Here is a 24,859-nt window from a genome sequence, read left to right on the forward strand (position 1 = left end):
AAAATGCTGGCGAAGTGCACATGACCTTCCCCCTGTTCCACCGCCCCGGCACCGTCGTCTTCCTGGACGACGACCCCGACTACCTGGAGATGCTGGCGCTGGTGCTGCCGCGCCACTGGCACCTGCGCCTGTTCATGCGGCCGACCGACTGCATCGCGCACCTGCTGCAGGAGCCGCCCTTCTGGGAAGCCGACGCCTGGAACCAGCAGCAGCTGATCGCGCTGTGGCGGGAAGGCAAGCCGCTGATCCCGCAGATCCTGGCCTACTGGTCGCGCTACACCGAGCGCTATGCGCTCTCGCGCGTGTGCGTGGTGGACTTCTCCATGCCGGGCATGGACGGACTGCAGGTGCTCTCGGAGCTGGGCGACTGGCCGGGCGCGCGCGTGCTGCTGACGGGCCAGGCCGACGAACAGGTGGCGGTGCGCGCCTTCAACCGCGGGCTGATCGACCAGTTCATCCCCAAGCAGACGCAGGACATCTCGCGCCGCCTGGTGGAGGCGGTGGAGCACCTGCTGTTCACCTCGCACGCGCGGCACGCGCAGATCTGGCGCACGACGCTCACGCAGGAGCAGAGCGCCCTGCTGCGCGCGCCGGGCGTCGACGCCTGGCTGGCCTCGTTCTGCATGAAGCACTGGGTGGAGCACGTGGTGATCGGCTCGCCCTTCGGCGTGCTGGGGATGGACGCGAACGGCAAGGTCGCCTGGCTGCAGCTGGAGACGCGGCAGGGACTGCACGCCCTCTCCGAAGTGGCCGAGGTCGCGGGCGTGGGCGGCGCCGACCTGCAGGAGATCCGCGCCGGCACCAAGCTGGCCGACATCGAGCTGCGCCAGGCGCTGTCGTCCTCGCAGCCCGTGTCGCTCGTCAACGCCTTCGCCGTCGGGCCCGCCGGCGGCCTGCTGGGCGCGGTGTTCCCGGTGGAGACCCCGCAGGGCCCCGACCCGGACAACAGCTACAGCCAGTGGCTGGCGCGCCAGCCCAAGCGGCAGGTGCAGGAGTGATTCAACGCCCGCGCTGGCGGCGGGCGATCGGCCACTCCCAGGGCTTGACCAGCGGCGCCACCTCGCGCGCGACCGCTTCCACGTGGGACATCTCGGCATCGGTGAGGCCCGCATTGAGCGTGAGCCGCACCATCGCGCGGTTGCGGCTGGTGGCCGGTGCGCAGAAGACGGCGCCGAAGACGCCGCGCGTCTCCAGCGCGTCGCGCAGCGCCAGCGTGTCGACCTCCGGCCCCGCTTCCAGCGCGACGATCTGCTGGCTGCCCTGGTGGATCGGGTAGCCCAGCCCGGCGAGGCTGGCGCGCATGCGCTCGGTGTTGCGGCGCAGGGCGGCGCGCGCGCCGTCGGCGGCCGCCACCACCTGCAGCGTGGCCGCGAGCCCGGCCACCTCGTGGGGCAGCAGGCAGGAGCTGAACACGCTGGGGTAGCTGTGGCACATCAGGTAGTGCCGCAGCTCGTGGGGCATGGTGAAGAAGCCGGCGCGGCCGGCGAAGGCCTTCGCGAGGCTCGCGGTGATGAAGTGGACGCGGTCCGTCAGCCCCAGTTCGGCGCAGAGGCCGCGGCCCTGCGGGCCGTGCGTGCCCAGCGAGTGCGATTCGTCCACCAGGATCATGCAGCCGTTCTGCTCCGCGACCTCGACGATGCGCTCCAGCGGGCACAGCGCGCCGGTGGTGCTGTAGACGGAATCGACGATCACCAGCCCGGGCCCGTGCCGCGCCGCCATGCGCGCCAGGTGCTCGGGATCGTTGTGGCGGAAGGCATGGGCCGGCGCGCCCGCGGAGCGCACGCCTTCCCACAGCGACATGTGGGCGAGGCTGTCGAGGTACACCGGCGTCTCGGGATCGGCGATCACCTGGATCAGGCCGAGATTGGCCGTGTAGCCCGACTGGCACAGCAGGCCGCCTTCCTTGCCGATGAAGGCGGCGAGCGCGGCCTCGAAGCGCGCGGGCGCGCTGCCGTCCAGCTGGAACACGCCGGACTGCACGACGAAGTCGTCGTTGCTGCGCAGGGTCGCCATCTGGGCGTTCACGATGTCGGCATGGCCGGTGACGCACAGGTAGTCGTTGCCGTCCAGCCGCACCGCCTGTGGCCCGGGCGCGCGCCCGTGGGTCACGAACTTGCGGCCCCACTCCCTTTCCCAGCGATCCTTGAAGTCGCGCGCGATGCGCGCGCGCAGGTGGGCCGACAGGCCGGGCCCGGCGGTCGTTCGGCCCGGTTGGACGGCAACTCCCGTGAATTCTTGTGCAACGCTTTCCATGGACAACTCCTCTTTGGGGAGCTGTCGATTGAAGGGCAAAGCGGCTGAGCCGGAAGCGCGGCCCCTGTCAGGATTGACAGGTGGATTACAGACGGTTACCCCGCGCCGACGCCGTCCCCGGCGCGGGACGGCGCGGCACGCCGTCCCTTCACCCGGCTCAGGTCAGCTGGCCGTGGCAGTGCTTGTACTTCTTGCCGCTGCCGCAGGGGCACGGGTCGTTGCGGCCGACGCGCGGCACGCCGCCAGCCATCGCCATGGCCGCCGCGGCCACGGCGCGCGGCTGGCCGGCGGCGCCCTGCTCCGGCGTGCTCTCGACCTCGCCGGTCTCGGTGGGCGCCGTGTAGGTGACGTTGGAGATGCGCTCGGCCCGGTCCTCCAGGTCCTCGGCGGCCTGGGCGACCTGCTCGGCCGACTGGATCTTCACCGTCATGAGCACGCGCGTCACTTCGTTCTTCACGGCATCCAGCATCTGGCCGAACAGCTCGAAGGCCTCGCGCTTGTATTCCTGCTTCGGCTGCTGCTGCGCGTAGCCGCGCAGGTGGATGCCCTGGCGCAGGTAGTCCAGCGCGGCCAGGTGCTCGCGCCAGTGCGAATCGATGCTCTGCAGGAGGACCATGCGCTCGAAGTGGGTGAAGTTCTCCTCGCCCACCTGCGCGACCTTGGCCTCGAACGCGGCGTTGGCGGCGGCGATCACCCGCTCGACGATATCCTCGGCGCCGATCGCAGCGGAGGCCTCCACCTCCTGCTTCAGCGGCAGCGAGATGCCCCAGTCCTCGGACAGCGTCTTCTCCAGGCCCGCCAGGTCCCACTGCTCCTCCACCGATTCGGGCGGCACGTACTGGTGCACGAGGTCGGTGAAGCAGCCCTCGCGCAGCGCCGCGATCTGGGCGCCGAGCTGCGCGGCGTCGAGGATGTCGTTGCGCTGCTTGTAGATCACCTTGCGCTGGTCGTTGGCGACGTCGTCGTACTCCAGCAGCTGCTTGCGGATGTCGAAGTTGCGGCCTTCGACCTTGCGCTGCGCGCTCTCGATCGAGCGCGTGACGATGCCGGCCTCGATGGCCTCGCCGTCGGGCATCTTCAGCCGCTCCATGATCGCGCGCACGCGGTCGCCGGCGAAGATGCGCATCAGCGGGTCGTCCAGGCTCAGGTAGAAGCGCGAGGAGCCCGGGTCGCCCTGGCGGCCGGAACGGCCGCGCAGCTGGTTGTCGATGCGGCGCGACTCGTGCCGCTCGGTGGCGATGATGCGCAGGCCGCCCTGCGCCACGACCGCCTCGTGGTCCCGCTGCCACTGCGCGCGCATCTCCGCGATGCGCTGCTGCTTCGTCGCCGGATCCAGCGATTCGTCGGCCTCGACGGCCTCGATCGCCTTCTCGACGTTGCCGCCCAGCACGATGTCGGTGCCGCGGCCCGCCATGTTGGTGGCGATGGTGATCATCTTCGGCCGGCCGGCCTGCGCCACGATGTCGGCTTCGCGGGCGTGCTGCTTGGCGTTGAGCACCTGGTGCGGCAGCTTGGCCTTCTCCAGCAGCCCGGAGATGATCTCCGAGTTCTCGATCGAGCTGGTGCCCACCAGCACGGGCTGCCCGCGCTCGTAGCACTCGCGGATGTCCTGGATCGCGGCGTCGTACTTCTCGCGGGACGTCTTGTACACGCGGTCGAGCTGGTCGTCGCGCCGGCTCGGCTTGTTGGGCGGGATCACCACGGTCTCGAGGCCGTAGATCTCCTGGAACTCGTAGGCCTCGGTGTCGGCCGTGCCCGTCATGCCCGAGAGCTTGCCGTAGAGGCGGAAGTAGTTCTGGAAGGTGATCGAGGCCAGCGTCTGGTTCTCGGGCTGGATGGAGACGCCTTCCTTGGCTTCCACGGCCTGGTGCAGGCCGTCGCTCCAGCGGCGGCCCTGCATCAGGCGGCCGGTGAACTCGTCGACGATGATGATCTCGCCGTCCTGCACCACGTAGTGCTGGTCGCGGTGGTACAGGTGGTTGGCCCGCAGCGCCGCGTTCAGGTGGTGCATCAGCGAGATGTTCGCCGGGTCGTACAGCGAGGCGCCTTCCGGGATCAGGCCGGCGTTGGCGAGGATGCGCTCGGCGTTCTCGTGGCCCTGCTCCGTGAGGAACACCTGGTGGGTCTTCTCGTCCACCGTGAAGTCGCCGGGCTTGGTGACGCCCTCGCCCGTGCGCGGGTCGGCCTCGCCTTCCTGCTTCGTGAGCAGCGGCACGATCCGGTTCATCGCCATGTACAGGTCGGTGTGGTCCTCCGCCTGGCCGCTGATGATCAGGGGCGTGCGCGCCTCGTCGATCAGGATGGAGTCGACCTCGTCGACGATGGCGTAGTTCAGCTGCCGCTGCACGCGGTCGGCCACCTCGTACACCATGTTGTCGCGCAGGTAGTCGAAGCCGTACTCGTTGTTCGTGCCGTAGGTGATGTCGGAACCGTAGGCGGCCTGCTTCTCCTCGCGCGGCATGTGCGGCAGGTTCACGCCCACCGACAACCCCAGGAAGTTGTACAGGCGGCCCATCCACTGCGCGTCGCGGTTGGCGAGGTAGTCGTTGACGGTCACCACGTGCACGCCCTTGCCGGGCAGCGCGTTCAGGTACACCGGCAGCGTCGCGGTGAGCGTCTTGCCCTCGCCGGTGCGCATCTCGGCGATCTTGCCCTGGTGCAGCGCGATGCCGCCCATCATCTGCACGTCGAAGTGGCGCATCTTCATGACGCGCTTGGAGCCCTCGCGCACGACGGCGAAGGCCTCGGGCAGCAGGTCGTCGAGCGAGGTGCCCTGGGCGAGCCGGTCGCGGAACTCCTGCGTCTTGCCGCGCAGTTGCTCGTCGGACAGCTTTTCGAACTGGCCCTCGAGGGCGTTGATCTGCTCCACGGTGCGCCGGTACTGCTTGAGCAGGCGGTCGTTGCGGGAGCCGAAGATTTTGGTCAGGAAGTTCGTGGCCATGGGCGCGGTTGTCATCCGGGGCCCGCCGGGGGCGGGTCGGACAGCGCAGTCCTTTTCTTGTTCAGGATCAGGTGAGGCCGCCAGCGCCTTTGGCAAGGCTTCCAGCCACGGCGGCGAAACCGGTGATTTTAACTGTGCGAGGGCGGCGGGCAGGGGGCACGAAAAAGCCCCGCGGCGCGGGGCTTCCGTTGCGCGCGCAAGCAGCTCAGTGCGCCTGCGCGTTCGGGGCCGTGAGCTCGGCCATCAGGCGGTCCGCGGCGGGACCGCCAGCCAGGAACTTCTGCGGGTCCTGCTGGACGCCCTGGACCAGCACCTCGAAGTGCAGGTGCGCGCCGGTGGAACGGCCGGTGCTCCCCACCAGGGCGAGCTGCTGCCCGCGCTTCACCAGGTCGCCCTTCTTCACCAGCAGGCGCGAGGCATGGCCGTAGCGAGTGACCAGGCCGTTGCCGTGGTCGACTTCGACCATGTTGCCGTATTCGGGATGCATCATCGCCGTCACCACCACGCCGCCCGCCGCCGCCACGATGGGCGAGCCGTACATGGCCCGGAAGTCCAGGCCGGTGTGCAGGGCCGAGCGGCCCGTGAACGGGTCGATGCGGTAGCCGAAGCGGGAGCCCACCGGCGCGCCGTTGGCCGGGTTCTGGGTCGGCACCATCATCTTCTTCAGGCGCTGTTCGACCAGCCGCGACTCCATGACCGTGAACAGGTCGGCGCGGGCGTGGGTGGCCTGGTCGAGCGCGTCGACCATGCCCTGCAGCTCCGGCATCGAGAGCGGCCGGCCTTCGACCAGGGCGCCGCCGCGGCCGGGATTGGGGTCCACCTTCAGCTCGGCCGGGTTGATGCCGGCCAGGCCGCCCACGCGCTCGCCGAGCGCCTCCAGCTGCAGCATGCGGGCCTGCATGTCACCGAGCTTGCGCGCCATGGCGTCGAGGTTCTCGCGCATGAAGCGGTCGCGCTGCTCGAGCTGGTCCTTGTCGACGAGGCGCACCAGGCTTCCCACCACGGGCCAGTGCTCGCGCGCGCCCTTGACGATCACCCAGTGGTAGATCGCGGCCGACAGGAGCATCAGCACGAGCGAGAGCCCCACGACGGCCAGCGCCAGGCGCGTGCCGCTCAGGTGGATCGCCCGGCTTCTCGCCAGCGAGGCATCCGTGATAATGAAATGCATTCTTCTGGTCCCCCTCTCGTGCCCGCATCCCCGAACCGCCGACACCACCCCGTGAGCCTGCAACAAGCCGCCGAGGATTCGCCGACCCTCGCCCGCCTGGCGCAACTGGCGCGCGAGTCGGGCGAACGGTTCCGTGCCATCGAGCCTTTCATCCCTGGCCCCCTGCGTGCCTCCATCCGACCGGGTCCCATCGAGGGGACCACCTGGTGCCTGCTGGTGGAAGGCAACGCCGCGGCGGCCAAGCTCCGGCACCTGTTGCCGGTCCTGCAGCAAAAGCTCGGCAGTCGCGGGTTCGAGGTTACCGCGATCCGCCTCAAGCTTGGAAGCCTCCGGAAGTAACGCGGCGCCCCGCCTGTCCCGGCGGTTGACACCGCACGTCGCGCCGCGGCCGCTCGTCAACGTGAGGGTGCCGGTTGTCCGAATCGAACGGACGACCTACCGCTTACAAGGCGGGTGCTCCAAGCGGATCAGGATGTTTCACTGAATCTCACCGTCCCCTGCTGCCGCCTTGTTTCCGGCTCTTGAGCACCTGATGGTGAACTCATGGCGTGCCACAATATTTCGCTGATGTGGTATCCGGGGTGGTATCCGAGCCGATTCCGCTTCCAGTAATGCTTTTAGTCGTTGCGTCAGCAACACGAGGTGGGCTCTGGTGAGCCTGCGTGCGGGAGTCGCCTCCAAGGGGAACCGATGACGAAAGCAACCAGGTGGACCGACGAAAAGGTAAAGGCGCTCAAGCTGGCTGAGGGGCTGATGGAGAAGCGCACCCTCGTTTCGCCCGGCCTGTACATCTTCTTGAGGCGCAAGGCCGGCGGGGGACTTGCGAAACAGTGGCAGTACCGGGCGCAGGTCAACGGCAAGCGGCGATGGCAGTCCTTGGGTTCCTACCCCGAGATCGGCCTCGCCGAAGCCGAAAAGGAGCGCCTCACGCATGACGAGGTGCGCCAAAAGGCCCTGAAGGGCGAAGCGGAGCACCCGGCCATTGAAGCGAGACAGAAGCGCACCGAGGCAAAGAGCAATCCGACCGTCGATGAGACCTTCGCCGAGTGGATTGCAGATAAGCGCCTGGGGAGCCCCCGCAAAAAGGGAAAGCCGGTCCGCGAGCGCACGGTGACGATCCTTGAGGACGCCTTCAATATGGACATCGGCCCGGTGATTGGCACGCACAAGGTCGGGAGGCTTACTCCTGCCGCTCTCAGACCCTGCATCGAGCGGGGCTTGAAGCGTGGATCGCCCGGTGCGTCCGCCCAGGCATATCGCACCCTTAGGGGCCTTGTGACATTCGCGATCGCGCGGGAGTACATCAAAGGCGTGGATCCGATGCGCGGCATCGTGAATCCCAGGCCGTACCGCCCGGCCGCCCCAAACGCCGCCAACGACGCGGAGATCGTGCATTTCCTCAAGCTCGTTGGCGAGTCGAATTTCGACGCATCTAGCCGCGGGATCATCGAGCTGCAATTGCTGACGGGTATGCGCCCCGCCGAATGCCGCCTCTTGCAGTGGTCGCAGGTGGATCTGAAGAACAGGCAGCTACTCCTCACAGAGCTCGATGTGAAGACAGGCAAGCGCTTCAAGGTGCACCTGTCGCAGGCTACTGTTCGGCTGCTCGAGGAAGCCAAAGTCACGTCCGGCGGAGGCAAGTACGTCTTTCCGGGCAGAGTGGAGAACCGCCCCCTCAGCCCAGGAGCAGTCGGCTATGCGCTGCGGCGGAAATGGGCTCAGGAAGGTATTGACCCGGGGAGGAAGCTCAAGCCGCACGACCTGCGGAAGACGTTCCGGACGATGCTGAGCAGGCTGAAGGTGGACGGAGACGTCGCCGGCCTTTGCCTCAATCACTCGGAGGAGCATGTCCTGCGCCGGATCTATGACGGGCACGACTACTGGGACGAAATGGTCGACGCCTGGAATCGGGCCGGCGCGCACATTGATCGGCTGCGCAGCGGAGGCGGTTCTGTGCTTGCCTTCAATAAGGCCGGCGTGGGCCGCAGGGCGGCATAAGCCCAGTCGGCCCCCTGATCGGCTGTCGCCTCGTGCTGCTCCATTCCATAAACACGTGATCTCGCCGTCTCACACCGTTGCACACCGTTTGATAACGGATTACTATATCAACAATGCCATCTCAAATGGGTCGAGGCGGTCCTGATCGAGGCCAGGGCCGCAAGCCCCTGAGCGAAGGAGATCCGACGGTGACCGTGAGCATCAAGATGACTGCGTCGCAGAAGGCGAAGCTCGCGAAGCTCGGAGGCGCCGAATGGGTGCGGAGGATGATCGACATGGCGAAGCCATCCAAGGACCAGCCCACCGGTCGAGCATCGGGCCGGAATCAGGAGGCCCGCGGGAAGTGAGCGACTTGGCGATGCTGGAACGACTGCTGCACAAGCCAATAACTGGGGGACTGTTCGGCTCGGGGCGCTACGCCCTGGCCAGTATGCCGTGCGTGGCCCGCGGACTCCACGCGACCAGGTACATGGTCGTTGAGCCCCAGGCGGGCGCAGTGCTTAGCATCGCGGATGACAAAGTGGAGGCGCTGGCAGGCGCTCGCCGCGTGCTTGCCGGTGCTGCCGCCTTCCACGAAGCCGATCGCGAGACGAAGCAGCTCGAGCTGGGTCTCGTTTTCCACGACCAACCAGAGACCGAGAGGGAGCCCAGTGATGAGGTGATCTCGATCTCTAGGGTGTCAAGGCGCCGACAGGAAGTCTTCGAAAAGTCCCGCGGCTGCTGTCACTATTGCGGCGCGGCGCTCACGTTGGACGGCAAGTGGCACGTAGAGCACATGATGCCGAGGGCCCTTGGCGGGGGTGATCAGATGGTGAACCTCGTCGCGGCTTGCGTGCCATGCAACCTCGAGAAATCCGACCGTACTGCGATTGAGTTCGTCTCGAGTCGCTGACGTAAGCGACCTCTCTAATTTTGTCGAGCCCCCCAGTGAGCATGAAGCCACGCCTGCGTAGGCTAGCGGGCACTCGAACGCACCTCACGCCCAGTAAGGGATGTACTCGGCAAATTTGTTGCCGCTACCCTCATCCTTTCGCTTGATCCTACCAGCGTCTACTGCGTCGCTAATGACGTTTGAAATCTGGTTTCTCTGTTTGTCATGGACCTTAAATCGCTCCCGCAAAGTGGTGTTGGTCAATGTTTGGCTGGAGAGATATTGAAGAACAGCGTGCTGATACGTCGCCTCAACTCGCTCTTGCGCAGACATATCAATGAATTTACGTGGACTTCCAAGGGTGACTCTGAACGCGTTGTCGAGGGAAGTTAGCAGCAGGGGAGGCAGCCCGAACAGCTCAACTGAACTTACGATCTTCTGAAACCCAGTACCACGCTCCTCACAGATGCGGAATCGCCGAAACGAGGACGCCAGTTTTTCGTTTCTCGATTCCGGTGTCGTTCCAATCAGGCGGTCCAGTCTCTTACTGGGAAGAAGCGTCCCGGGGTTGGTTACTTCGATCCGATCATCGAAGATTTCGATCAACGGGCCGGCGCCGGTTACACCAAAATCTTGGTGAATGAGCGCGTTGGCGACCATCTCGCGTAGTGCGATCTCCGGGTAGATGCACACCTCGGTTCTCAGCGACTGCTGAATGACTTCTGAATGCGGCAACACCCTCTTCAGTCGATTGATCAGTGGCTCAAAACCGACCGCGTAGCCCTTTGTTCCGGCGGTCTCGTCAATGGTTTCTACTTTGTTCATCCCGCGATAGCGGATCAAACGAATTCGCTTCCGCACGAGATCCGGAAAGTCATCAAGCCGCCTTGCTGCTGCGATCGCCCCAAAGTTGGTGACGTAGTAGCCCCGCCCTTCTGGCTTCAGAAGCCCCTCAGCCGCTACCCAACTTGCCAAGTCTTCAGTCGCTTCTGGAAGTGGCCGTTGAAGGAGCTTCGCGATGGCTTCCAAATCAAGGAGTTGCAAGGCGTCATCAAGGCTAAGCATGTCAGACGCCCTTAGCTCCTCCCACCGGGGGACTGAGCTATTCAGCATCAGCCCGCCCACCTCCTGTCTCGACGCCCTTCGAGTAGTGCCGCCGGAGCGGATCCAGGTGTCCTCTAAATGTTTCCCGCGGCGATGAACTGGCTTCGTACGCTGCTCTGGAATGTGGATGAAAAGCACTGACACGCCGTCGAAGGAGGCGCTCGCGTGATCGAGCGCGACCGCCGGCTCCAATGCTGCTCGCCCAAGATTGGTCAGCGTCGTGACCACCTGATGCGCAGAGCCTGCATCAATCCCTGCGACTTGCCCGGAGTCACGAACCCCAAACACAAGCGTGCCGCCACCAGGGTGATTCGCAAAGGCCATCAAGTGAGCACCGAGCCGCTCCTTGTCATCGCTGAGAGCGACCTTCCAGTCGAGCTCGTTCACTTCGTGCGGAGTTGGGTAGAGACTCTCCTGAAGGGCGGCAATTGCAGCCGTGAGCCAGTGCTTCATTGGGCGTAGATTCTAGGTGCTTGATTTGAAAGGGATTTTTGGAACCTTCCGGATTCAATTGAGATAGAAAGTCTGCCGTTTCTGGGGTTGCGGTCGGGAGGATCAACTCGAGCGGGGAAGACTGTGTATTTTTCCCGCAGATGGCGCCCCGGTGGTCCCGAACCTTCCCTAGGTGAATTCCCTATCACCGCGCGCCCCCGCGAGCCGGCTCAGCTGCAGTAGCTCCCCACTTCCGATACCGCCGATTCGTAGTCGCCTTGGGCGCTCCTGGTACTGCTGAACTCGCTGCTGCAGTCGTCCGAGAAGCCCTCGGCCTCGGCACAGCGCTTCAGCCCTCCGGACTGGTCTGCAAGTTCGGAGGCTGCACGGGCTTCGTTGATGGCGTTCCGGCTTTCCGGTGACTTGCCCTCGCCAGACTGTCGGGAGCGAACAAGCCGGTGGACCTGAATCACCTCGTTCCGCTCTTGCGGGCTGAGCTGCTCGAGCTTATTGCGGCCGGCCATGATGTCTTGATTGCTCCGCAGCCCCCGTTGGAAATCCTGAGCGCACGCGGCGTCAACTACTAGCATCAACAGGAACGCGGCGATCCCTTTAGCTGCGCTCATCCTGCCCCCCTTCCGGACATTCTGACGGGGACCACCACTGTCCCGCAAGGTGCTCAAAGCTGTCCGAAGGTGCTGAAGATGCTCACGGTTTCGGATAGAGCACCTTCTGAGCATCTTTGGAGGGAGTGGCTACCTGCCGGCCCCTCTCCCGAACGGCATAGTCCCAAAGACCTAGGCGCAAGTCCTAGCCGGCCGAGTGACAAGCGGTGAATGGATTTGATGACAGCGGGCGTAGCGTCCGCCCTCGGAGTACCGTGCCCGCGCGGTCCGCGGGTCCCTCTCGGAACTGCATCATGAAGAAGCTTGCCCTCGCCTTGGCTGTCGCCCTCGTCTCAACCTTCGCGTTCGCCCATTCCGGCGGCACGGACAGCAATGGCTGTCACCACGACCGGAAGAACGGCGGCTATCACTGCCACTGAAGGCCACGTCGTGAAGCCCGTGTCTCTCCTGATCGCCATGTGCCTCCTTTTCGTCCCCCTCTGGGCAGATGCAAAAGGAAAGGGCGGTAGCCACTCGGTCCGAGGCTACGTGAAGAAGAATGGGACCTATGTCGCACCCCATCGCGCCACGAACCCTGACGGCCGTAAGTACAACAACTGGAGCCGCAAGGGGAACGTGAATCCCTACACAGGCAAGCAAGGCACCAAGAAAGACTGACGGAGAACACGGCGTGAAGTTTGGAATTCGGAAACCTTCACTGAAGAAGTCGATCGCTGCCAGGACATCTCCCGCGCGGATGATCAGACACCGTCTTGGACTGAAGGCTCCCCACGGCTGGGGTTGGCTGACGAATCCTAAGAAGGCGGCATACAACCGGGTCTACAACCGCACCACTGTCAGCGTGTTCGGCATCATCGGCGCTGCCTTTGCGCGTCTCCTCGGCGGAGGGAGCCGCGGTCGGCGACGGTGAGCCAAATGTAATGCGTCCAATCGGGCAAATGTCCCGCGATTTCGCCCTTGAGCAGGGCCACAGCCACCCTGCTATTGGTCTCGCGCGACGCGGCAGACAAAGGGAACGCCCTGTGGCCTCACTGGTACAGCAGCTCGGCGCGATGGCGTTGCGCAGCCAGGTGCTATAAGCTCGCGGCATGGCGACTAGTGCGCTTGGCACGGTACTCCCCAAGCCTCCAACGTTTCAGACGCGTCCGCTCCCGTTTCAGCGAATGAACGAGCAGGACGTAAGGGAGGCCGTTGTGGGTCCTCTGCTCCACGCGCTGGGGTACGCAGATGGCACTGAGTTCGACATCACACGGGAGCAGCCGCTTCGGTATCCCCGTCAGTTTTTAGGCAGAAAGAAGCCGTCGAAGGACCCGCTACTACGTGGACGGGCCGATTACATCCTGCACGTCAAGGGCCGCGTCCGGTGGGTGCTTGAAGTCAAGCAGCCAAGCGAACCTTTGGACGCGGAGGCTGCAGAGCAGGCCTACACGTATGCCGCCCACCCTGAGGTGCGCGCCGTTTACTTTGCCCTGTGTAATGGGCCTGAGTTAACTGTTTCCGCAGTTAGTTCCGGGCCGGAAGTGGCACCAATCATCCGTCTCCGGTACGAAGAGATTGCCAGCCGATTTGAAGCCTTGCTGGATGTACTCGGCCCATATGCGATCGAGCGGGAATTTCCTGACCTCGGAAATCTGTCGATCCCCCCTATCGGGCCGGGCTTAAGGCCGATGGCACGAGTTCTGAGCGGGTTGCTCGAGTACAACCGTGCCACGCTTCCTGCTTCTCCGCTCATGCAGCTCCGCGTTTTTATCGTCGGAGGCTTCGCTCAGAGAAATGAGAGCGGCAAGGTGATTGCTTATCTGGAAACCGAATCGCCGGTTAAAGATCTGCAGGAGCTTGGTGAGCGATTCGGGCTGCACACCCTGGAGCTCACGAGCGAGCAGGGCTGCCTGTCGACCGACCCTGACCACCCCACGGTCTTCGAGTACAGCAAGGACATCACCCTTCCAGCGAACACCGAAATTCTGGACCTGAGCACCTGGAAGAGGGTGAGATTGCCATGCACCGTTTGCGCCAAGACAGAGGTATCGGCAGCCGGCGTTCTGAACGGGAACGCGTTTCAAGGAGTGTTCCGCACCTTCCTCACGATTAGCCGTGGTTTCCGGTCCGCGACTTTGGAAGGCAGGTTTACTGTCCGACTTGGATAGGCGGCCGGTGAAAGCGGCTTCTGGCGCGCGGTGCGACTGGAGCTGGCACCCCTCGGAATTCACCGGCAAAGAATCGAGGACGCGAACCAACTTGGTGCCCAACCGAGGTCGTTGCAAAGGTCGGACGAGGGTTTGGGCGCACACAGACTACGGGTGGGCAAAGGAAATCGTCAGGCGCAGTCCTCCGCGTAACGCTCACAAACCGCGTAGACCCTATGCCCCTCCGCCTTCAGCTCGCGCTGCATGGACTCCATCAGGTCGCTTGTGGACTGGCCTACTTGCAGCGTCCAGGTGCGATTCCTGCCAACCGCGCTATAGCCGCCGACATTACGCTGAACGATCCGCTCCGGCCCGCTGTTAACCGGGTTGCAGCCCAAAGAGCTAACCACGATCAGCATGAAATCGTCCTTGCCGCCAATCCGGTGTTCGAGTTCTTCAATCCGCTTTTCCAGGTTCATCGCTTCTGTCCCTCCTCAGCTCTCAAGCCTTCCCATGGTCACCTCGACTCCTAGAGATCTCAGGATGTCGGCGTTTCAGATCAGTCCAGAGCCCGACAAGCAACTCCATCCCGCTCTCCTTCTTGTTGCTCCGCGCCAGCCGCTCAACTCGCGCCTTGACTGTCATCACCTGTCCACGTTGGTCCGGAGCATCACAACACCTCCCTCAGCACCGCAATTCCACCGCTGCGACGCGCGAGCATCGTTGCCCGCCGAATGAACGCGTCGCGAGATTCACCTTCCTCACGTTCGACGCGCCAGCCGCAGAGGGATTGAAGTCCTTTCAGGGGAGCGTCCACAGCCCCCTCTGGCGAGGGACGAACGATGGTTCGGATGATCACGTCGACAGCGCCGCGACCCATCCCCACCTTGCTTTCCAATGCGGCGAGACGCCGGCCGATCTCAGTCGCCATTACTTGCTCCTTTGTTCCAACGCCTCAATACGTCGGGCGAGTTCGTCCGTCTCGATCAGCTTTGCCAACGCACCGAGTGCCTGCATCAGTTGGGCTGCTTGGCTGGGATTCAGGTCGCCGCGGCCGAGCGCATCCAAGACCGCCGTTGCTCGGTCGGTGAGCGTTCCCTCCGGAAGCGCAATGGACACCGGGGATTCGCTGGCCCGAATCGGTGGGCAAACCCGCTCAGCGACAATGCGGATGGCCGCCATGTCCCCGCCCTTCGCCTTCGCGATCAATACTGGCCGAATCTCTTCCCAGGCCTTCGCGAGCTGGCTTCGGATCAAGTTCCCGGAACCCACGGGGCGGCCTCCAGGGTTGCCGGATTGACCCGGCTTGAATCGCGTGTCCTTTTGCGTCACCTGATTTTTTCCTCAGCATCAGGCGGCCAGCGCCATAATCCGCCGCATGGAATGGCTGCTTGCCGTCACCCTCAAGCCGTTGGTCTTCGTCGGCTTGTTCTTCCTCGCGTACGTCATCGCCAGGCTCGCGCACAGAGCGATCCCCGACGGGAAGGTGAAGCGGCTCCTGTATGACCGCTCTTTGCGCGCCCAACACCCTTGGAAATTCGGGCTCGGGTTCCTGGTCGGCGGATACGCCGTGATCGCGCTCATCGCCTATCTTGTGTGGTGACGCCGAGGAGCCCCGCGGCCGGCAGGAAGCGCTGAGCAGAGGGGGCGCCTAGCAACCCGACACTCTGGACCGGTGCCGGCATGCTAAGAAGCCCGACCCCGTCCATCGGGTCCAGCAGGCCCATCGTGATGCGGTCCATGATCCGCTTGTCAGCCCCCGTCAGCCGGCTTGCGGCTTGAACCGGCGCCAGGAACGACTGGAGCATGGTGCTCTCCGCCCAGCTCTCCGGCAGGCCGGTTGGCCCGAGGATCCGGCGAAGCATGTTCTGGGACGCCATGTTTTGCATGGTGTTCGAACCCACCGCGCGACCGGCGTTCTCCGCAAATGCCTTGCGTCCAAGATCCCGCGCGACAGCTTCGAGTTGTGCGATGTCCCGCGTGCTCATCACGTCCGAGATGTTCTTGTTCATCCCGGTCGCCTTCTTGACACTGTCCTGAGCCATCGACAGCGCACGCATGTAGGCGTCGCCTAGTTCTTTGGCGCTCCCGCCCGAGTACTCGCTGCCAGGTCGCTGGAGGGTTTTCAGAAGCGACCGGGCAACGTCCATGCTGTTCACCTGACGGGACATCGCAGCGTAGGCGTCGTTGGCCTCCTTGTAGCCCGGGGCGATCTGCTCCAGCGTTGCCATCAGGTCGTTCTTTGTCTGGACCAAGGCGCGGAGTTCCTCCTTGCCGATGCTGGACCCCGGCTGGCTGGCCATACTGATGCGGTTATCCAGCGCCTTCTTGACCCAATCCAATCCCTCGAGCGACCCGACCGGCGACTCTGCGAGCGAAATGCCGTTCTCCTTCGCAAGTTGGACGGCCTCACGCTGCGCTCGCTGAATTGACGGCCGCTCCAACAGACTCTGGAGTTGGGGGGCCATGGCCGTTGCCATTCTCGGATCGACACCCGCCTTGAGGGCGTTGCCGTAGTCTTCATTGGCGAAGATTCGGCGCCCCTCTTTGATGGCGTCGTAGTGCTCGGGCGTGCCCGCCACATCCTCCACGGCATTCATCCGCGCTGACCTCTGGGCGGCGTATCGCTGTTGCAGTGCGGGTGCGTACTCGGGATTGTTCAGGATCGCTCGTTCAAGCTGCGCCAATCCCGGATCTTGGGCGGACTGTCCCAACGTGGGAGGGCTCCCAGGCAGCAGCTCGCGGGCTTGTCCCGCCACCTGAGCGGCCCTTGCCGGATCGGTCGCAGACCGTCGCAATACATCGGCCGCGATCCGCTCCTGCCCAGCTCTTGTGAGGGGTTCCACCAGACCCTTCGCGCCCTGGTAGAGGGCCTGCGCACCTCGCACACCGAGGATAGTCGCGGGCGCAGCCACGCCACCAAATGCAGTGTTGGTGAGCGTCTCCCTGGTGCTGGTGCTTGGCTGGAGCGCCCCGGTCACTGCACCGATGGTGGCAGCGCCCGTTACCGTGTTCGCGCCCGGGACTAGGGCAGTCGGGGCCAACAGCGCGATATTCCCGGCCACGTTACCCCAACGACCTGCGCCAGTGTTCATCAGTGCACGGTCCACCCGCCGTGCGTCAGCCACATCGTCCCGGGTAACGAGAGTGGAGAGCTCCCCGTCGCGGATGACCGGCACATACTGCCCCAACCCTCTGCCGAGATCCGCGACAGCCTTGCCAGCACCAGCGGAGAACCTGTCGAAACCTGACATGTCGTTGGTGGCGAAGTTCTTGGCCCCTTGTGTGATCGCGTCGTTTTCGACCTGCATCGCCACCTTGCTGGGAAGGCTGAGCGCGTTCTTGCGGATTACCGCTTCAATTTCGGCGGGCGGCATTCCGTCAGGAAACTCAATGCGTTGGCCGTTGTATTCCACGATCTGCGGCATCACTTCACCTTCACGAGCTTGCCATTGACGTACTTCCAATCAGGTGCGCCACCGGCACTTGGCCCGCCTTTGTCGCCGTCGAGGATGGAGGGGATCTGCTGGGCACCCGCACCAGCCTGAGCCAGCATGCCCCGCTCCGCCACCTGTCGTGCATTCGCCTTTTGTGCCTTCACCTCGTCGGAGTCGCCGGGCTGAGGGAAGAAGGTACGGATGTACTTCTCCAGTTCCTCCTTGCCAATCGCGGCTCCCGACTCCTGCCGAAGCGCAGCTGCGACCCAGTTCTCCTGCGCCTGCCGGTACTTCTGGGCAGACGCAGTGACCATCGGGTTTAGCGTGTTGTTCAAGCCGGTGGCGACTCCCGCGGCGATCTGTCCACCAGGCAGCCAGCTTGGGAACTCGGCGCGGTAGCCAGCTTGGGAGACCTGCATCGGGCTCGGCGGACCGTCCTTCTGCCCCTCCAATTCGGCGATGACGCGGCTCGCGTCCTGCATGCGGGCGGCGTAGCTGGTGCTCTTGCCTTGAAACTCGGTGAGCGCCTTGGGAGGCATGCCCGCCGGGGCGACGGCCACTCCTTGCGGGTTCTGCGCCGAAGGCGGATACACCCAGCGGCCATCCTGAAAAGTGGGTTTCCCCTGCTGTGCGACCGTGTTGGCGAACTCGCGCTGACGCTGCGCGAAGTTGGCCCGCGCGATCTGGTTAGAGGCAACCTCGCCGGGAGTCATGGTCTTGGGGAAAACCTGGCCTCCAGGCGTGGCGTTCTTGTCCACAGCCACAACCCGGCTGCCCAGGTCTTGCATGGAAATGTCTGGCTTCACCCCGAAGGGAACCACTTGCGTGCCGCCGTCGTCGCTGAGGACCACGTTCACAGACTTACCTGTCCTCGGATCCGTCATCACCTGCGGCGTGGTGGAGAACTTGGGCTTGAACTGCTCCGCTCGCTGATAGAGATCCATGGCCGTCTTCATGTCTCCATTTCGGCTATAGACCTCCGCCATCTGCAGCAGCTGCTCATAGAGCTGCCGCGCCTGGCTTTGGGCCCCGCTGGGACTGATCGCGCCTGGCCCGGCAGCGCCTGTAGATGGCCCACCTTGGCCCAGGGGTGCCGGCACTCCAGCGCCGCGAGCTCCTGCCATGCTGAACATCGGAACACTGCCAACGGTAGGCACGCCGAAGTCGCCTGCTCCCGAATGCAGCCCTTGCGTCTGCTGGACACCGCGCCGCGCCGCCAAGTCTCTCTGGATCGCGGCATTCCGGTCATAGGCTTGCTTCAATCCGGCCAGTTCGTAAGCGGACTTGTTGAGGGTCAGGCTGTTCGCCATGCGCCTAGCATTCCGATCCTCCACGTCTGCGAAGACGCGGCTCGCCCGATCCAGACCACCTGCGAAATCGTGTCGCAGCAGCCCTGATGCAAGCGCCATCATTGCGTCACCGCGAGGGTCCGCAGGATTGTTCGGATCACCAAAGATGCGAGTCGCGAGGCCTTCATTCGCGGCTGGACGCCAACCAACCACGCTGCTCCCGAGCAGTCCGCCGGACCCTCGCGGCTGCCCTCCCAGAAGGCCAGTAATCAGGTCATCATCGAGTAGGCCCATGTTGCTGCCTCCCTCACCACCAGCCGAATTTGCTCGCCAGCGCTGCGCCGCCCAAGGCACCGCCAATCGCGCCTTGCAGACCACCGCTGGTCCCGTTTGCAGACTGCAGCCCGGAGTACGGCTTGTAGATGTCGCTCGCGCTCTTGAGCGGTTGGAACTGCGTATCGAATCCCTGAGAGACGAGCCCAGCCCCGAGAGTGGCTTGCTGAAGGTCTTGGCCCCGTTGCTGACCGTAGAACGACGTATCAATGCCGTACTGCTGGAGCGCCCGATTCCTGTCGCCTTGGTAGATGCCGCTCATGAAGTTCAGCCCCTGCCCGGCGAAGTTGTCCGCAGCATCTTTGATTGTGGAAGACTCAAGCACGCCTTGACGGCTTCCACCAAGTCCGCCCGCCGCAACAGCCTGACCCCTTGCCGCGTTCAAGCCGCGTCCAATGAGGTCGTCATAGCGACGTTCCATGTCAGAAAGAATTCCCTTGGCGTAGGGGTCTTCCTCGTATCCGCGCATGTGCACGTTGCCCACGCCGTTCCCGGCAATCGGAGCGCCCAGTAGTCCTTGCCCTTGGGTAATCATCTGCTGCCCCGCCCTTTGGGCGACTGGCACCTGAGTATCTAGGAGTCCCTGAGTGCGCGGGATCAGACCCTTGTCTCCGTAGACGTAAGGCGAGAGGCGTTCATCCATCGCCCCTCCGCCACCGCCGCCCGCGCCCGCGCCGCCACCTTCCCCACTTCCGAGAAGGCCCCCGGCAACAGTGGTCAACAGGCCGAGCCCTGTGCGAGAGGTCGCGAGATTGGCTAGGTTCTGCGGGCTGAGATAGCTCTCCAGGTTGAACGGATTCGCCGGAGGCGGTACGCCGGTAGACGCAGGAGCAACGCCGGGATTGGCAGGAGGCGGGACACCCTGCAACCCGCTCCCCGCCAGAGTGGAGCTGAGGCCAGAGCCTACGAACGACCCACCGCCGCCCAGCGTCGCGCCCGGGATGCCGCTCGCCCCCGGCAACAGATCCGCGCCACCACCGTACATGAGGTCTGCCGCTGCCGCATCAGGCAGGCCAGTCACGCCGCCAGCCCCCGCTCCCACACCAGCGCCAGCACCTCCGGCACCAGCGCCAGAGACGGCTGACCCGGTGGACGCACCGTAGCCAGCGGCTTCGCCTCCAGCCGAACTCAGCCCGGTCGTGCCAACCCCGGCGTTCGCCGCCGTCAGGCCCATGCCACCGAGGGCTCCGCCCGTGAGCGCCAGGGCGATCATGTCCATGTTGTCCGAGTCTTCCAGGCCCTCGAACTTCTTCGTCCCGATGACCTTCCCGTTCTGGTCAAGCACGTTGTACGGGGTGCCGTTCATGATGGACCACTTGCCAGAAGCAAGGGCCTTCCGGAACAGCGGGGAGTCTTGGTAGCTCACCCCCGAATTGCGGTCGAACTCGCGGGGTACGGAGGTGTTGAGCCCGGAGTCGAAACCTCCCGTATGCGCGAAGCTGTAGATGTTGTCGCCAAGATCGTAGGAGGTATCTCCAACCAAGCCGGGGAGTTGCTGGATACCTGCCCCAGCGATTCCACCGCCAAGGTTGAAGCCAATCGGCTTGGCTCCCGAGGCTTTGGCAAGGTCCATCAGCCAGCGAGGAATCTCCTGATCCTCCATTTGCCCGGTGCTGTTGATTTCGTTGGAGAACCGCAGGATGTCAGAGGCGCTGCTCTTGGGAACTGCGCCGCCATTCCTTGCGAGCACTTCTCGCACGGCAACATCATGCGGGTCCATGCTGATCGGGAGAGCACCGGAGGTCGGCTGCGGGACGAGCGTGAGCCCGCTGCGCACAGGAGCAGTCGCCTTCTTGGCGGGCTTTGGCTGTGCGGGGATGAGAGTGAATCCGGCCATGTTGTTCCCCTTATGCCTTCAGGTAGTGGCCGGAGACGTACAGGGCCCCGGTAGAGTCCATAGGGACGTTGCCAGTCGCTCCGCCTCCAGACGGGTAACTGGAAATCTCAATCACCTTGGTGCCAGCCGAAACAGATGCTTGCAACACATGCCCTGCGGTGAGAGCGATATTCGCGCTGTAGGTGGAAAGAGGAATTCGCGCCAAGTTCGCAGACAGCGACGTGTAGGGAAGGCCGGCAATTTGCAAGTCTCCGGTTCCCGTGTGAGCGCTCCAGATCAGGCGCAGCCAGAAAAACACGATGCCCCCAACCACGACGTATTGCCCTGCCTGGTTGGTGTACGTGCCGGTCCCGGCTACAGTCGATCCTTGAATGACCGGAGTGAACGAGGTTGACCCTTCCGCACCATCAGCAACGGCATCCAGTTCAGTGTGGGTTGCATCCACCGCGCCGCTTATGCCCGGGAAACTCGCTTGGAGAGCGGCCTTGATGAGGCGGATGTGGTCGTCACCCTGCGCCTTCGGATCACCGCCGGTGGGGTTCGTAGCGACAAGGTCGCTGATGTAGGTCGCTCCGATTTCTAGTCCCATTCCTCGCTCCAGTTTCCTTCCGTCAGTGCCGGGGCTCGCCTTCTTCGGCGAAGGGCGTAAGTGCGGTGAACACAGTCATGTTCGGGGCGTCCCACTGCGCTCCAGGACGAGAGCCGACCGCGAAGGTGAAGGAGTCCGGCGATATCGCCACGATGGCCCGGGCCGCGTCGAACAGCTGCCATAGCCAAGGCTGCGACTTCTCGATCTGAGCCTTCACGTGTTCGACGTAGGATTGGTGCTTCGCGCTGTCAGCATGCTGCCCCGTCTGATCGTTCCCCCACGGGGTGCAGACCACTGCGCGAGGCACGTCCGTGCGTTGAACACAAGCGAGAATCGCACCCTCCACAAGGGGGCCGATCCACGCGTAGCCGTCCCACAGGTTCTGAAAGGCTTGCCGCGTCTCAAATGCAAGGTCAGTCGCTCCGACGGGTTTGCCATTGACCGTGAGAATGCGTCCGCCTTGCTGCTCCTCTGTGGCATGAACCGGCTCCGGCGAGCTGGATTGCTCGGCAGCCTCGGTCAGGTCGGGTTGTTCAACGTGATCCAAGCCTCTCTCCTTTGCGAATCAACTCGCGCGCTACCGCTTACTCTAGGAATGAGCAAGCGCTGTTCGTGCAAGCAACTCAGGAAGAAGATGCAACTTGCACCGAAAGGTGCGCCTGTTCGTCTTCAGCAATTCGGGCGCGGGTGAGTGCCCTCTGCAAATGCTCGCGGATAGTCGGAACACTGAGAGTGAAGCCGAGACCTTTGGCCGCGAAGGACAACTTTGTGACGCCCTTGACCTGTTCGTCGCCCGGGCTCCACCCATACAGCTCGTGGTACATCGTGACGAGCATTACGTCTCGGCTGGCCTCCTGACGCGCATCGAGCGTGAACTCCTTCGCTGAGTGCGCGCGCTCAAACTGGCTGCGGTCCTCGTCGGAAACAACGAAGCTGGCGAATACGTCATCCATGCAGATCGGATTGGCCGCCGCCCAGTACTGAGTTTCTGCATCAGGCTCGGGTCGGTCGCGGAGGACCGGATAGAGCGCATCGAGGTCGCCCGTCTCGATGCCGAATTCGTGCGCTATCCAGAGCCGGCCCCGGCATTCCCGCGGCTCGCCCAGCGGCGTGAGTTGCCCTTCAGGCCCATCCAGTGTAAGCGGCTGCATCGCACAATGCACCGTGCGAAAGGGGCTCAGCTCTCGATCCTTGACGGCACGCCTCAAGTTTCTGAGTCGCTCGTCCTTGATCCCCCAGCGTTCCGCCAGTTCATCGAACTCCCAGACTTTGCGGTGGAAGGCGAGCCTCATCCGACGACCCCCTCCACCGCTGAAGGTGCCGAAGGTGCTGAAGGGGCTCCGCTTTGAAGAGTGGGCTCCTTCGGCATCTTCGTGGGCATCTTCGCGAGCGACCAATACCAGCCCGCGTCCATCCCGCCTTTCTTTTTGATGATTGAAAGATTCCCGGCGGCACGTCGCACGGTGGCCCATGCATGGCCCGCCGCGTTGGCTTCTTCCCGGATGGTCTTGACGGGGATCGCCCCACTCGCCAACAAGTCTTCGAGAAACTCTGTGGCGGCTTGGCGGGGTGCTGCCTCCTGGTCGTCATCCGGCTGAGCGAGTAGCTCCCTCGCGCTCCCCGCCACCGGTTCTCCCCAGGCGACAAATGACGCAGTGATGCCGGGCTCCGCCTCACCCTGCTCAATGTGGTACCTGAAGCCGCCGTCATCCGCACCGATGTTGGACTTTGCACGGGCGATCACGCGCTTGTCGGCGCCTTCTTCGTCGTGCACCTTGGCAGCAACGAGCACCACACGTGCGACCGCAGAAAAGGCAACGCTGCCAACAACCCGCAGCATTGGATCTTGCCCCTGCCCGCCCTTGGCAAAATGTGTAATTCCGAGCACCGCGGCTCGACACGCAGCGCCGAGATCCACGAGAGGCTGCAGAGCTCGCCGAACCTCCGCGTTCTGGTGCGAGTCACCGGCGACAGCCGATACCACCGGATCAACCACGATCAGCCGTACGCCCCCGATCTTCTCGACCGCCGCGAGAAGCTGGTTCAGGTGCTTTGAGGGATCGAAAGAGACCACATCTCCGTCCACTCTTGTTCCGTTGACGAAGAAGCACCGGTTGCGGTCAGCACCAGCTGCGACCAGGCGGGGCAGCAAAGTGTCGGCTGCGTCGTCCTCCCCGCTCCAGATGAGAACGTTGCCTTGGGCGGCGCGGGAGCCGTCCGGCCACCTTCCTCCCACCGTCACAGCGGCAGCCATCGACAGCGCGATGGTCGTCTTTCCTTGCCCGGGCGCTCCAGCGAGTATGTGGAGCTTTCCTAAGGCGAGCCAGTCCTTCCATAGCCAGGTGATCGGTTCCATCCGGAGATCCTTTCCGCAGGTGAGCAGAACCCCGTCCGCGGGCGCAGGGGCTGGCCCCTGGAAGCGTTCAGCGCCGTTCACAACGTCCTGCATCAAATCTTTTTCCTTGTTCATGCCGCCGCCTCCGTCAGAACGTCATTGAGGTCGTTCTGTTGCTGGCGGGTGACTCGCACATCCACCCCTGACGCGTGCCACCGCTGTGCGCACTCGTGGGCGCCACGCGCTCCTGCAGCGTCGTTGTCGGCGCCGATCAGAAGCGTCTGGATGCCGGCGAGTACCGGGAGCTGGGCCAGGTTTCCGGCGTCGATGCACGCCCAGACGGGCGCGTATGCGTGGGCAAGGCTTAGGGCTGTCTCGATTCCTTCGGCGACGCCGAGGCCGTACGTCACGAGTTCATCCGGCCAGAGTCGGATCACCCCTCCCTGCTTGCTGTGGCCACCCAAGACCAGCCGGGGCGGGTCAACGTCGGCCTTATTGCCGTCCGGCCGGATCCAGGTTCGATGGAGCGTCTTTGCCTTGCGAGTGAGTGCGTCCGTGACGAGCGCGAGCATCGCGGCGCCTACATATCCGCTAGGGTGACGCAGCCTCGCATGAAAGCGAAGATGCCCGCCTCTGGGAGGCAGTACGCAGCGACGTGCGCGCAGGTACCGTTCCCCATCCGTGCCGTCCAGCGGGACAGCGGAGGCCCAAAGCGCGCGACCGCTCTCCGCAAGTGCCGTCCTCTGAGGCTGGGCCTGGCGTCCGACAGAGGGTGCAGCGACCCGCTTTACGGGCGCGCACGAACGGCCATCGCTCTCTACCCATGCTCCGAGCTCTTTCGCGGCCTCCTGGAACCCGAGGCCATGAAGAGCCATGTGATGAGCGAGAACGTCGCTCCCCTTCACTCCGCACGCCATGCACACCCAGCCGCCCGAAGACAGGTTCCAGCGGAGCGAATCCCTGCCGCCGTGCAGGCGGCATTCGGTCGTGACCCACTTTCCGCGTCCGATCGGCCGTAGCCCTTGAGACTCGATGTAGCTGCGCGCATCAGGTAGCGCGTCGCGGCGGAACTCACCCATGGCGCACCTCCCGCTCAATGGCTTTCTGGAGGGTGCGGATGAACCCGCGCAGGTATTCGCTCGCGAACTGCGGGTAGGCGTCGCGCGCAACGCGGTACAGGTAGTCCGGGTCAGCGCAGCCCTGCCGCAGCTCGTGGATGGCCCGTTGGGACGCTAGGTTGCCACTCAGGTAGTCACCGACAACTTCCGCGAAAGCCCTTTGGTTGCTCATCGCGCCTCCCATTGTTTCAGGAGCTGGCGTGCGGCGCGCAGGTCAGGAACGGTGCGCGTGAACCCGCCCGGCTGGGACAGCAGCAGTGCGTCACCCGAAAGGGGATAGAGGTAGGTGTTGAATCGCGCCAGCCGCTCTTGGAGGGCTCGCAGCATCCGGCACTCACCCATTGCGTCGTCCAGCGTGTCGCGGCTAGAATTCGCTTGCTTACTTTGATCACCGGCCTGTTG

The 24,859-nt window shown here is 64.2% G+C and carries 26 protein-coding genes; 8 read left to right on the forward strand and 18 right to left on the reverse strand.

Annotated elements, in window-relative coordinates; translation table 11 throughout:
* The first annotated feature begins 20 nt into the window (after positions 1-20).
* Positions 21-998, forward strand: a complete 978-nt coding sequence (locus ACY0MJ_RS01360) for a response regulator (protein ID WP_462636463.1) — start codon at positions 21-23, stop codon at positions 996-998.
* Position 999: 1 nt separating this feature from the next.
* On the opposite strand, the gene cqsA is transcribed toward ACY0MJ_RS01360, so the two are convergent.
* The 3 genes from cqsA to ACY0MJ_RS01375 form a co-directional block, all read right to left on the reverse strand.
* A complete protein-coding gene (gene cqsA / locus ACY0MJ_RS01365; RefSeq protein ID WP_462636464.1) occupies positions 1,000-2,253 on the reverse strand; it encodes an alpha-hydroxyketone-type quorum-sensing autoinducer synthase in 1,254 nt (417 codons plus the stop codon).
* A gap of 157 nt (positions 2,254-2,410) precedes the next feature.
* Positions 2,411-5,194: a preprotein translocase subunit SecA gene (secA, locus tag ACY0MJ_RS01370; RefSeq protein ID WP_462636465.1), complete on the reverse strand. Its 2,784-nt coding sequence runs from the start codon at positions 5,192-5,194 to the stop codon at positions 2,411-2,413.
* A gap of 205 nt (positions 5,195-5,399) precedes the next feature.
* Entirely contained in the window at positions 5,400-6,362 is a 963-nt protein-coding gene (locus tag ACY0MJ_RS01375; protein ID WP_462636466.1) for a M23 family metallopeptidase, read from the reverse strand.
* On the opposite strand from ACY0MJ_RS01375, the gene ACY0MJ_RS01380 reads away from it, so the two are divergent.
* The 4 genes from ACY0MJ_RS01380 (at position 6,357) to ACY0MJ_RS01395 (ending at position 9,252) form a co-directional block, all read left to right on the forward strand.
* Positions 6,357-6,701 (forward strand): hypothetical protein, encoded by a 345-nt coding sequence (locus ACY0MJ_RS01380; RefSeq protein ID WP_462636467.1) that lies wholly within the window; start codon positions 6,357-6,359, stop codon positions 6,699-6,701. The two genes, ACY0MJ_RS01375 and ACY0MJ_RS01380, sit on opposite strands and share 6 nt — an antisense overlap.
* A gap of 351 nt (positions 6,702-7,052) precedes the next feature.
* Positions 7,053-8,360 carry a tyrosine-type recombinase/integrase gene (locus ACY0MJ_RS01385; protein WP_462636468.1) on the forward strand — a complete coding sequence of 436 codons (1,308 nt, stop codon included), beginning with the start codon at positions 7,053-7,055 and terminating at the stop codon, positions 8,358-8,360.
* A 194-nt stretch (positions 8,361-8,554) separates the two neighbouring features.
* On the forward strand, positions 8,555-8,707 hold the full coding sequence (locus ACY0MJ_RS01390; protein ID WP_462636469.1) for a hypothetical protein: 153 nt from the start codon (positions 8,555-8,557) through the stop codon (positions 8,705-8,707).
* Positions 8,704-9,252 carry an HNH endonuclease gene (locus tag ACY0MJ_RS01395; protein ID WP_462636470.1) on the forward strand — a complete coding sequence of 183 codons (549 nt, stop codon included), beginning with the start codon at positions 8,704-8,706 and terminating at the stop codon, positions 9,250-9,252. Before ACY0MJ_RS01390 ends, ACY0MJ_RS01395 begins: the two co-directional genes overlap by 4 nt.
* An 84-nt stretch (positions 9,253-9,336) precedes the next feature.
* On the opposite strand, the gene ACY0MJ_RS01400 is transcribed toward ACY0MJ_RS01395, so the two are convergent.
* Together ACY0MJ_RS01400 and ACY0MJ_RS01405 are read right to left on the reverse strand one after the other, a co-directional pair.
* Positions 9,337-10,788, reverse strand: coding sequence for an ATP-binding protein (locus ACY0MJ_RS01400; RefSeq protein ID WP_462636471.1), 1,452 nt, complete (start codon positions 10,786-10,788; stop codon positions 9,337-9,339).
* A 209-nt stretch (positions 10,789-10,997) separates the two neighbouring features.
* Positions 10,998-11,393, reverse strand: a complete 396-nt coding sequence (locus ACY0MJ_RS01405; protein ID WP_462636472.1) for a hypothetical protein — start codon at positions 11,391-11,393, stop codon at positions 10,998-11,000.
* A gap of 293 nt (positions 11,394-11,686) precedes the next feature.
* Here ACY0MJ_RS01405 and ACY0MJ_RS01410 point away from each other — a divergent pair, with 293 nt between their 5' ends.
* Entirely contained in the window at positions 11,687-11,812 is a 126-nt protein-coding gene (locus ACY0MJ_RS01410; RefSeq protein WP_462636473.1) for a YHYH domain-containing protein, read from the forward strand.
* 744 nt (positions 11,813-12,556) lie between these two features.
* A complete protein-coding gene (locus tag ACY0MJ_RS01415) occupies positions 12,557-13,540 on the forward strand; it encodes a hypothetical protein (RefSeq protein ID WP_462636474.1) in 984 nt (327 codons plus the stop codon).
* Between the two features lie 170 nt (positions 13,541-13,710).
* Here the strand turns inward: ACY0MJ_RS01415 and ACY0MJ_RS01420 are convergent, their stop codons facing one another.
* From ACY0MJ_RS01420 to ACY0MJ_RS01430, 3 genes are all read right to left on the reverse strand, one after another.
* The gene (locus ACY0MJ_RS01420; RefSeq protein WP_462636475.1) at positions 13,711-13,998 is read right to left on the reverse strand and encodes a hypothetical protein; all 288 of its coding nucleotides are present in this window, start codon (positions 13,996-13,998) and stop codon (positions 13,711-13,713) included.
* A gap of 191 nt (positions 13,999-14,189) precedes the next feature.
* Entirely contained in the window at positions 14,190-14,450 is a 261-nt protein-coding gene (locus ACY0MJ_RS01425; RefSeq protein ID WP_462636476.1) for a hypothetical protein, read from the reverse strand.
* Complete coding sequence (locus ACY0MJ_RS01430; RefSeq protein ID WP_462636477.1) at positions 14,450-14,851, reverse strand: DUF5681 domain-containing protein; 402 nt, start codon at positions 14,849-14,851, stop codon at positions 14,450-14,452. The genes ACY0MJ_RS01425 and ACY0MJ_RS01430 overlap by 1 nt, the downstream gene beginning before the upstream one ends.
* 46 nt (positions 14,852-14,897) lie before the next feature.
* Between ACY0MJ_RS01430 and ACY0MJ_RS01435 the strand changes: the two genes are divergently transcribed.
* Positions 14,898-15,122: a hypothetical protein gene (locus ACY0MJ_RS01435; RefSeq protein WP_462636478.1), complete on the forward strand. Its 225-nt coding sequence runs from the start codon at positions 14,898-14,900 to the stop codon at positions 15,120-15,122.
* Here ACY0MJ_RS01435 and ACY0MJ_RS01440 read toward each other — a convergent pair.
* The 10 genes from ACY0MJ_RS01440 to ACY0MJ_RS01485 form a co-directional block, all read right to left on the reverse strand.
* The gene (locus ACY0MJ_RS01440) at positions 15,100-16,947 is read right to left on the reverse strand and encodes a hypothetical protein (protein ID WP_462636479.1); all 1,848 of its coding nucleotides are present in this window, start codon (positions 16,945-16,947) and stop codon (positions 15,100-15,102) included. The genes ACY0MJ_RS01435 and ACY0MJ_RS01440 overlap by 23 nt on opposite strands.
* Entirely contained in the window at positions 16,947-18,266 is a 1,320-nt protein-coding gene (locus ACY0MJ_RS01445) for a hypothetical protein (RefSeq protein WP_462636480.1), read from the reverse strand. Before ACY0MJ_RS01445 ends, ACY0MJ_RS01440 begins: the two co-directional genes overlap by 1 nt.
* Before the next feature lie 286 nt (positions 18,267-18,552).
* Positions 18,553-20,415 carry a hypothetical protein gene (locus tag ACY0MJ_RS01450; RefSeq protein ID WP_462636482.1) on the reverse strand — a complete coding sequence of 621 codons (1,863 nt, stop codon included), beginning with the start codon at positions 20,413-20,415 and terminating at the stop codon, positions 18,553-18,555.
* A gap of 10 nt (positions 20,416-20,425) precedes the next feature.
* Entirely contained in the window at positions 20,426-21,004 is a 579-nt protein-coding gene (locus ACY0MJ_RS01455; RefSeq protein WP_462636483.1) for a hypothetical protein, read from the reverse strand.
* 22 nt (positions 21,005-21,026) lie between these two features.
* Positions 21,027-21,551 (reverse strand): hypothetical protein, encoded by a 525-nt coding sequence (locus tag ACY0MJ_RS01460; protein ID WP_462636484.1) that lies wholly within the window; start codon positions 21,549-21,551, stop codon positions 21,027-21,029.
* A 76-nt stretch (positions 21,552-21,627) separates the two neighbouring features.
* Positions 21,628-22,296 (reverse strand): hypothetical protein, encoded by a 669-nt coding sequence (locus tag ACY0MJ_RS01465; protein WP_462636486.1) that lies wholly within the window; start codon positions 22,294-22,296, stop codon positions 21,628-21,630.
* Entirely contained in the window at positions 22,293-23,474 is a 1,182-nt protein-coding gene (locus ACY0MJ_RS01470) for an AAA family ATPase (protein WP_462636487.1), read from the reverse strand. Before ACY0MJ_RS01470 ends, ACY0MJ_RS01465 begins: the two co-directional genes overlap by 4 nt.
* Complete coding sequence (locus ACY0MJ_RS01475) at positions 23,471-24,418, reverse strand: DUF7146 domain-containing protein (protein WP_462636488.1); 948 nt, start codon at positions 24,416-24,418, stop codon at positions 23,471-23,473. Before ACY0MJ_RS01475 ends, ACY0MJ_RS01470 begins: the two co-directional genes overlap by 4 nt.
* Positions 24,411-24,629, reverse strand: a complete 219-nt coding sequence (locus tag ACY0MJ_RS01480; RefSeq protein ID WP_462636489.1) for a hypothetical protein — start codon at positions 24,627-24,629, stop codon at positions 24,411-24,413. The genes ACY0MJ_RS01475 and ACY0MJ_RS01480 overlap by 8 nt, the downstream gene beginning before the upstream one ends.
* The gene (locus ACY0MJ_RS01485) at positions 24,626-24,784 is read right to left on the reverse strand and encodes a hypothetical protein (RefSeq protein ID WP_462636490.1); all 159 of its coding nucleotides are present in this window, start codon (positions 24,782-24,784) and stop codon (positions 24,626-24,628) included. Before ACY0MJ_RS01485 ends, ACY0MJ_RS01480 begins: the two co-directional genes overlap by 4 nt.
* Positions 24,785-24,859: the final 75 nt, after the last annotated feature.

It is taken from the genome of Ramlibacter sp. bp-362, assembly GCF_054956735.1.

Coding starts and splice junctions, on each gene's coding strand:
- ACY0MJ_RS01360 (WP_462636463.1), top strand. CDS start 21: ATGACCTTCCCCCTGTTCCACCGCCCCGGCACCGTCGTCTTCCTGGAC.
- cqsA (WP_462636464.1), bottom strand. CDS start 2,253: ATGGAAAGCGTTGCACAAGAATTCACGGGAGTTGCCGTCCAACCGGGC.
- secA (WP_462636465.1), bottom strand. CDS start 5,194: ATGGCCACGAACTTCCTGACCAAAATCTTCGGCTCCCGCAACGACCGC.
- ACY0MJ_RS01380 (WP_462636467.1), top strand. CDS start 6,357: ATGCATTCTTCTGGTCCCCCTCTCGTGCCCGCATCCCCGAACCGCCGA.
- ACY0MJ_RS01375 (WP_462636466.1), bottom strand. CDS start 6,362: ATGCATTTCATTATCACGGATGCCTCGCTGGCGAGAAGCCGGGCGATC.
- ACY0MJ_RS01385 (WP_462636468.1), top strand. CDS start 7,053: ATGACGAAAGCAACCAGGTGGACCGACGAAAAGGTAAAGGCGCTCAAG.
- ACY0MJ_RS01400 (WP_462636471.1), bottom strand. CDS start 10,788: ATGAAGCACTGGCTCACGGCTGCAATTGCCGCCCTTCAGGAGAGTCTC.
- ACY0MJ_RS01405 (WP_462636472.1), bottom strand. CDS start 11,393: ATGAGCGCAGCTAAAGGGATCGCCGCGTTCCTGTTGATGCTAGTAGTT.
- ACY0MJ_RS01410 (WP_462636473.1), top strand. CDS start 11,687: ATGAAGAAGCTTGCCCTCGCCTTGGCTGTCGCCCTCGTCTCAACCTTC.
- ACY0MJ_RS01415 (WP_462636474.1), top strand. CDS start 12,557: ATGAACGAGCAGGACGTAAGGGAGGCCGTTGTGGGTCCTCTGCTCCAC.
- ACY0MJ_RS01420 (WP_462636475.1), bottom strand. CDS start 13,998: ATGAACCTGGAAAAGCGGATTGAAGAACTCGAACACCGGATTGGCGGC.
- ACY0MJ_RS01425 (WP_462636476.1), bottom strand. CDS start 14,450: ATGGCGACTGAGATCGGCCGGCGTCTCGCCGCATTGGAAAGCAAGGTG.
- ACY0MJ_RS01435 (WP_462636478.1), top strand. CDS start 14,898: ATGGAATGGCTGCTTGCCGTCACCCTCAAGCCGTTGGTCTTCGTCGGC.
- ACY0MJ_RS01440 (WP_462636479.1), bottom strand. CDS start 16,947: ATGCCGCAGATCGTGGAATACAACGGCCAACGCATTGAGTTTCCTGAC.
- ACY0MJ_RS01445 (WP_462636480.1), bottom strand. CDS start 18,266: ATGGCGAACAGCCTGACCCTCAACAAGTCCGCTTACGAACTGGCCGGA.
- ACY0MJ_RS01450 (WP_462636482.1), bottom strand. CDS start 20,415: ATGGCCGGATTCACTCTCATCCCCGCACAGCCAAAGCCCGCCAAGAAG.
- ACY0MJ_RS01455 (WP_462636483.1), bottom strand. CDS start 21,004: ATGGGACTAGAAATCGGAGCGACCTACATCAGCGACCTTGTCGCTACG.
- ACY0MJ_RS01465 (WP_462636486.1), bottom strand. CDS start 22,296: ATGAGGCTCGCCTTCCACCGCAAAGTCTGGGAGTTCGATGAACTGGCG.
- ACY0MJ_RS01470 (WP_462636487.1), bottom strand. CDS start 23,474: ATGAACAAGGAAAAAGATTTGATGCAGGACGTTGTGAACGGCGCTGAA.
- ACY0MJ_RS01475 (WP_462636488.1), bottom strand. CDS start 24,418: ATGGGTGAGTTCCGCCGCGACGCGCTACCTGATGCGCGCAGCTACATC.
- ACY0MJ_RS01480 (WP_462636489.1), bottom strand. CDS start 24,629: ATGAGCAACCAAAGGGCTTTCGCGGAAGTTGTCGGTGACTACCTGAGT.
- ACY0MJ_RS01485 (WP_462636490.1), bottom strand. CDS start 24,784: ATGCTGCGAGCCCTCCAAGAGCGGCTGGCGCGATTCAACACCTACCTC.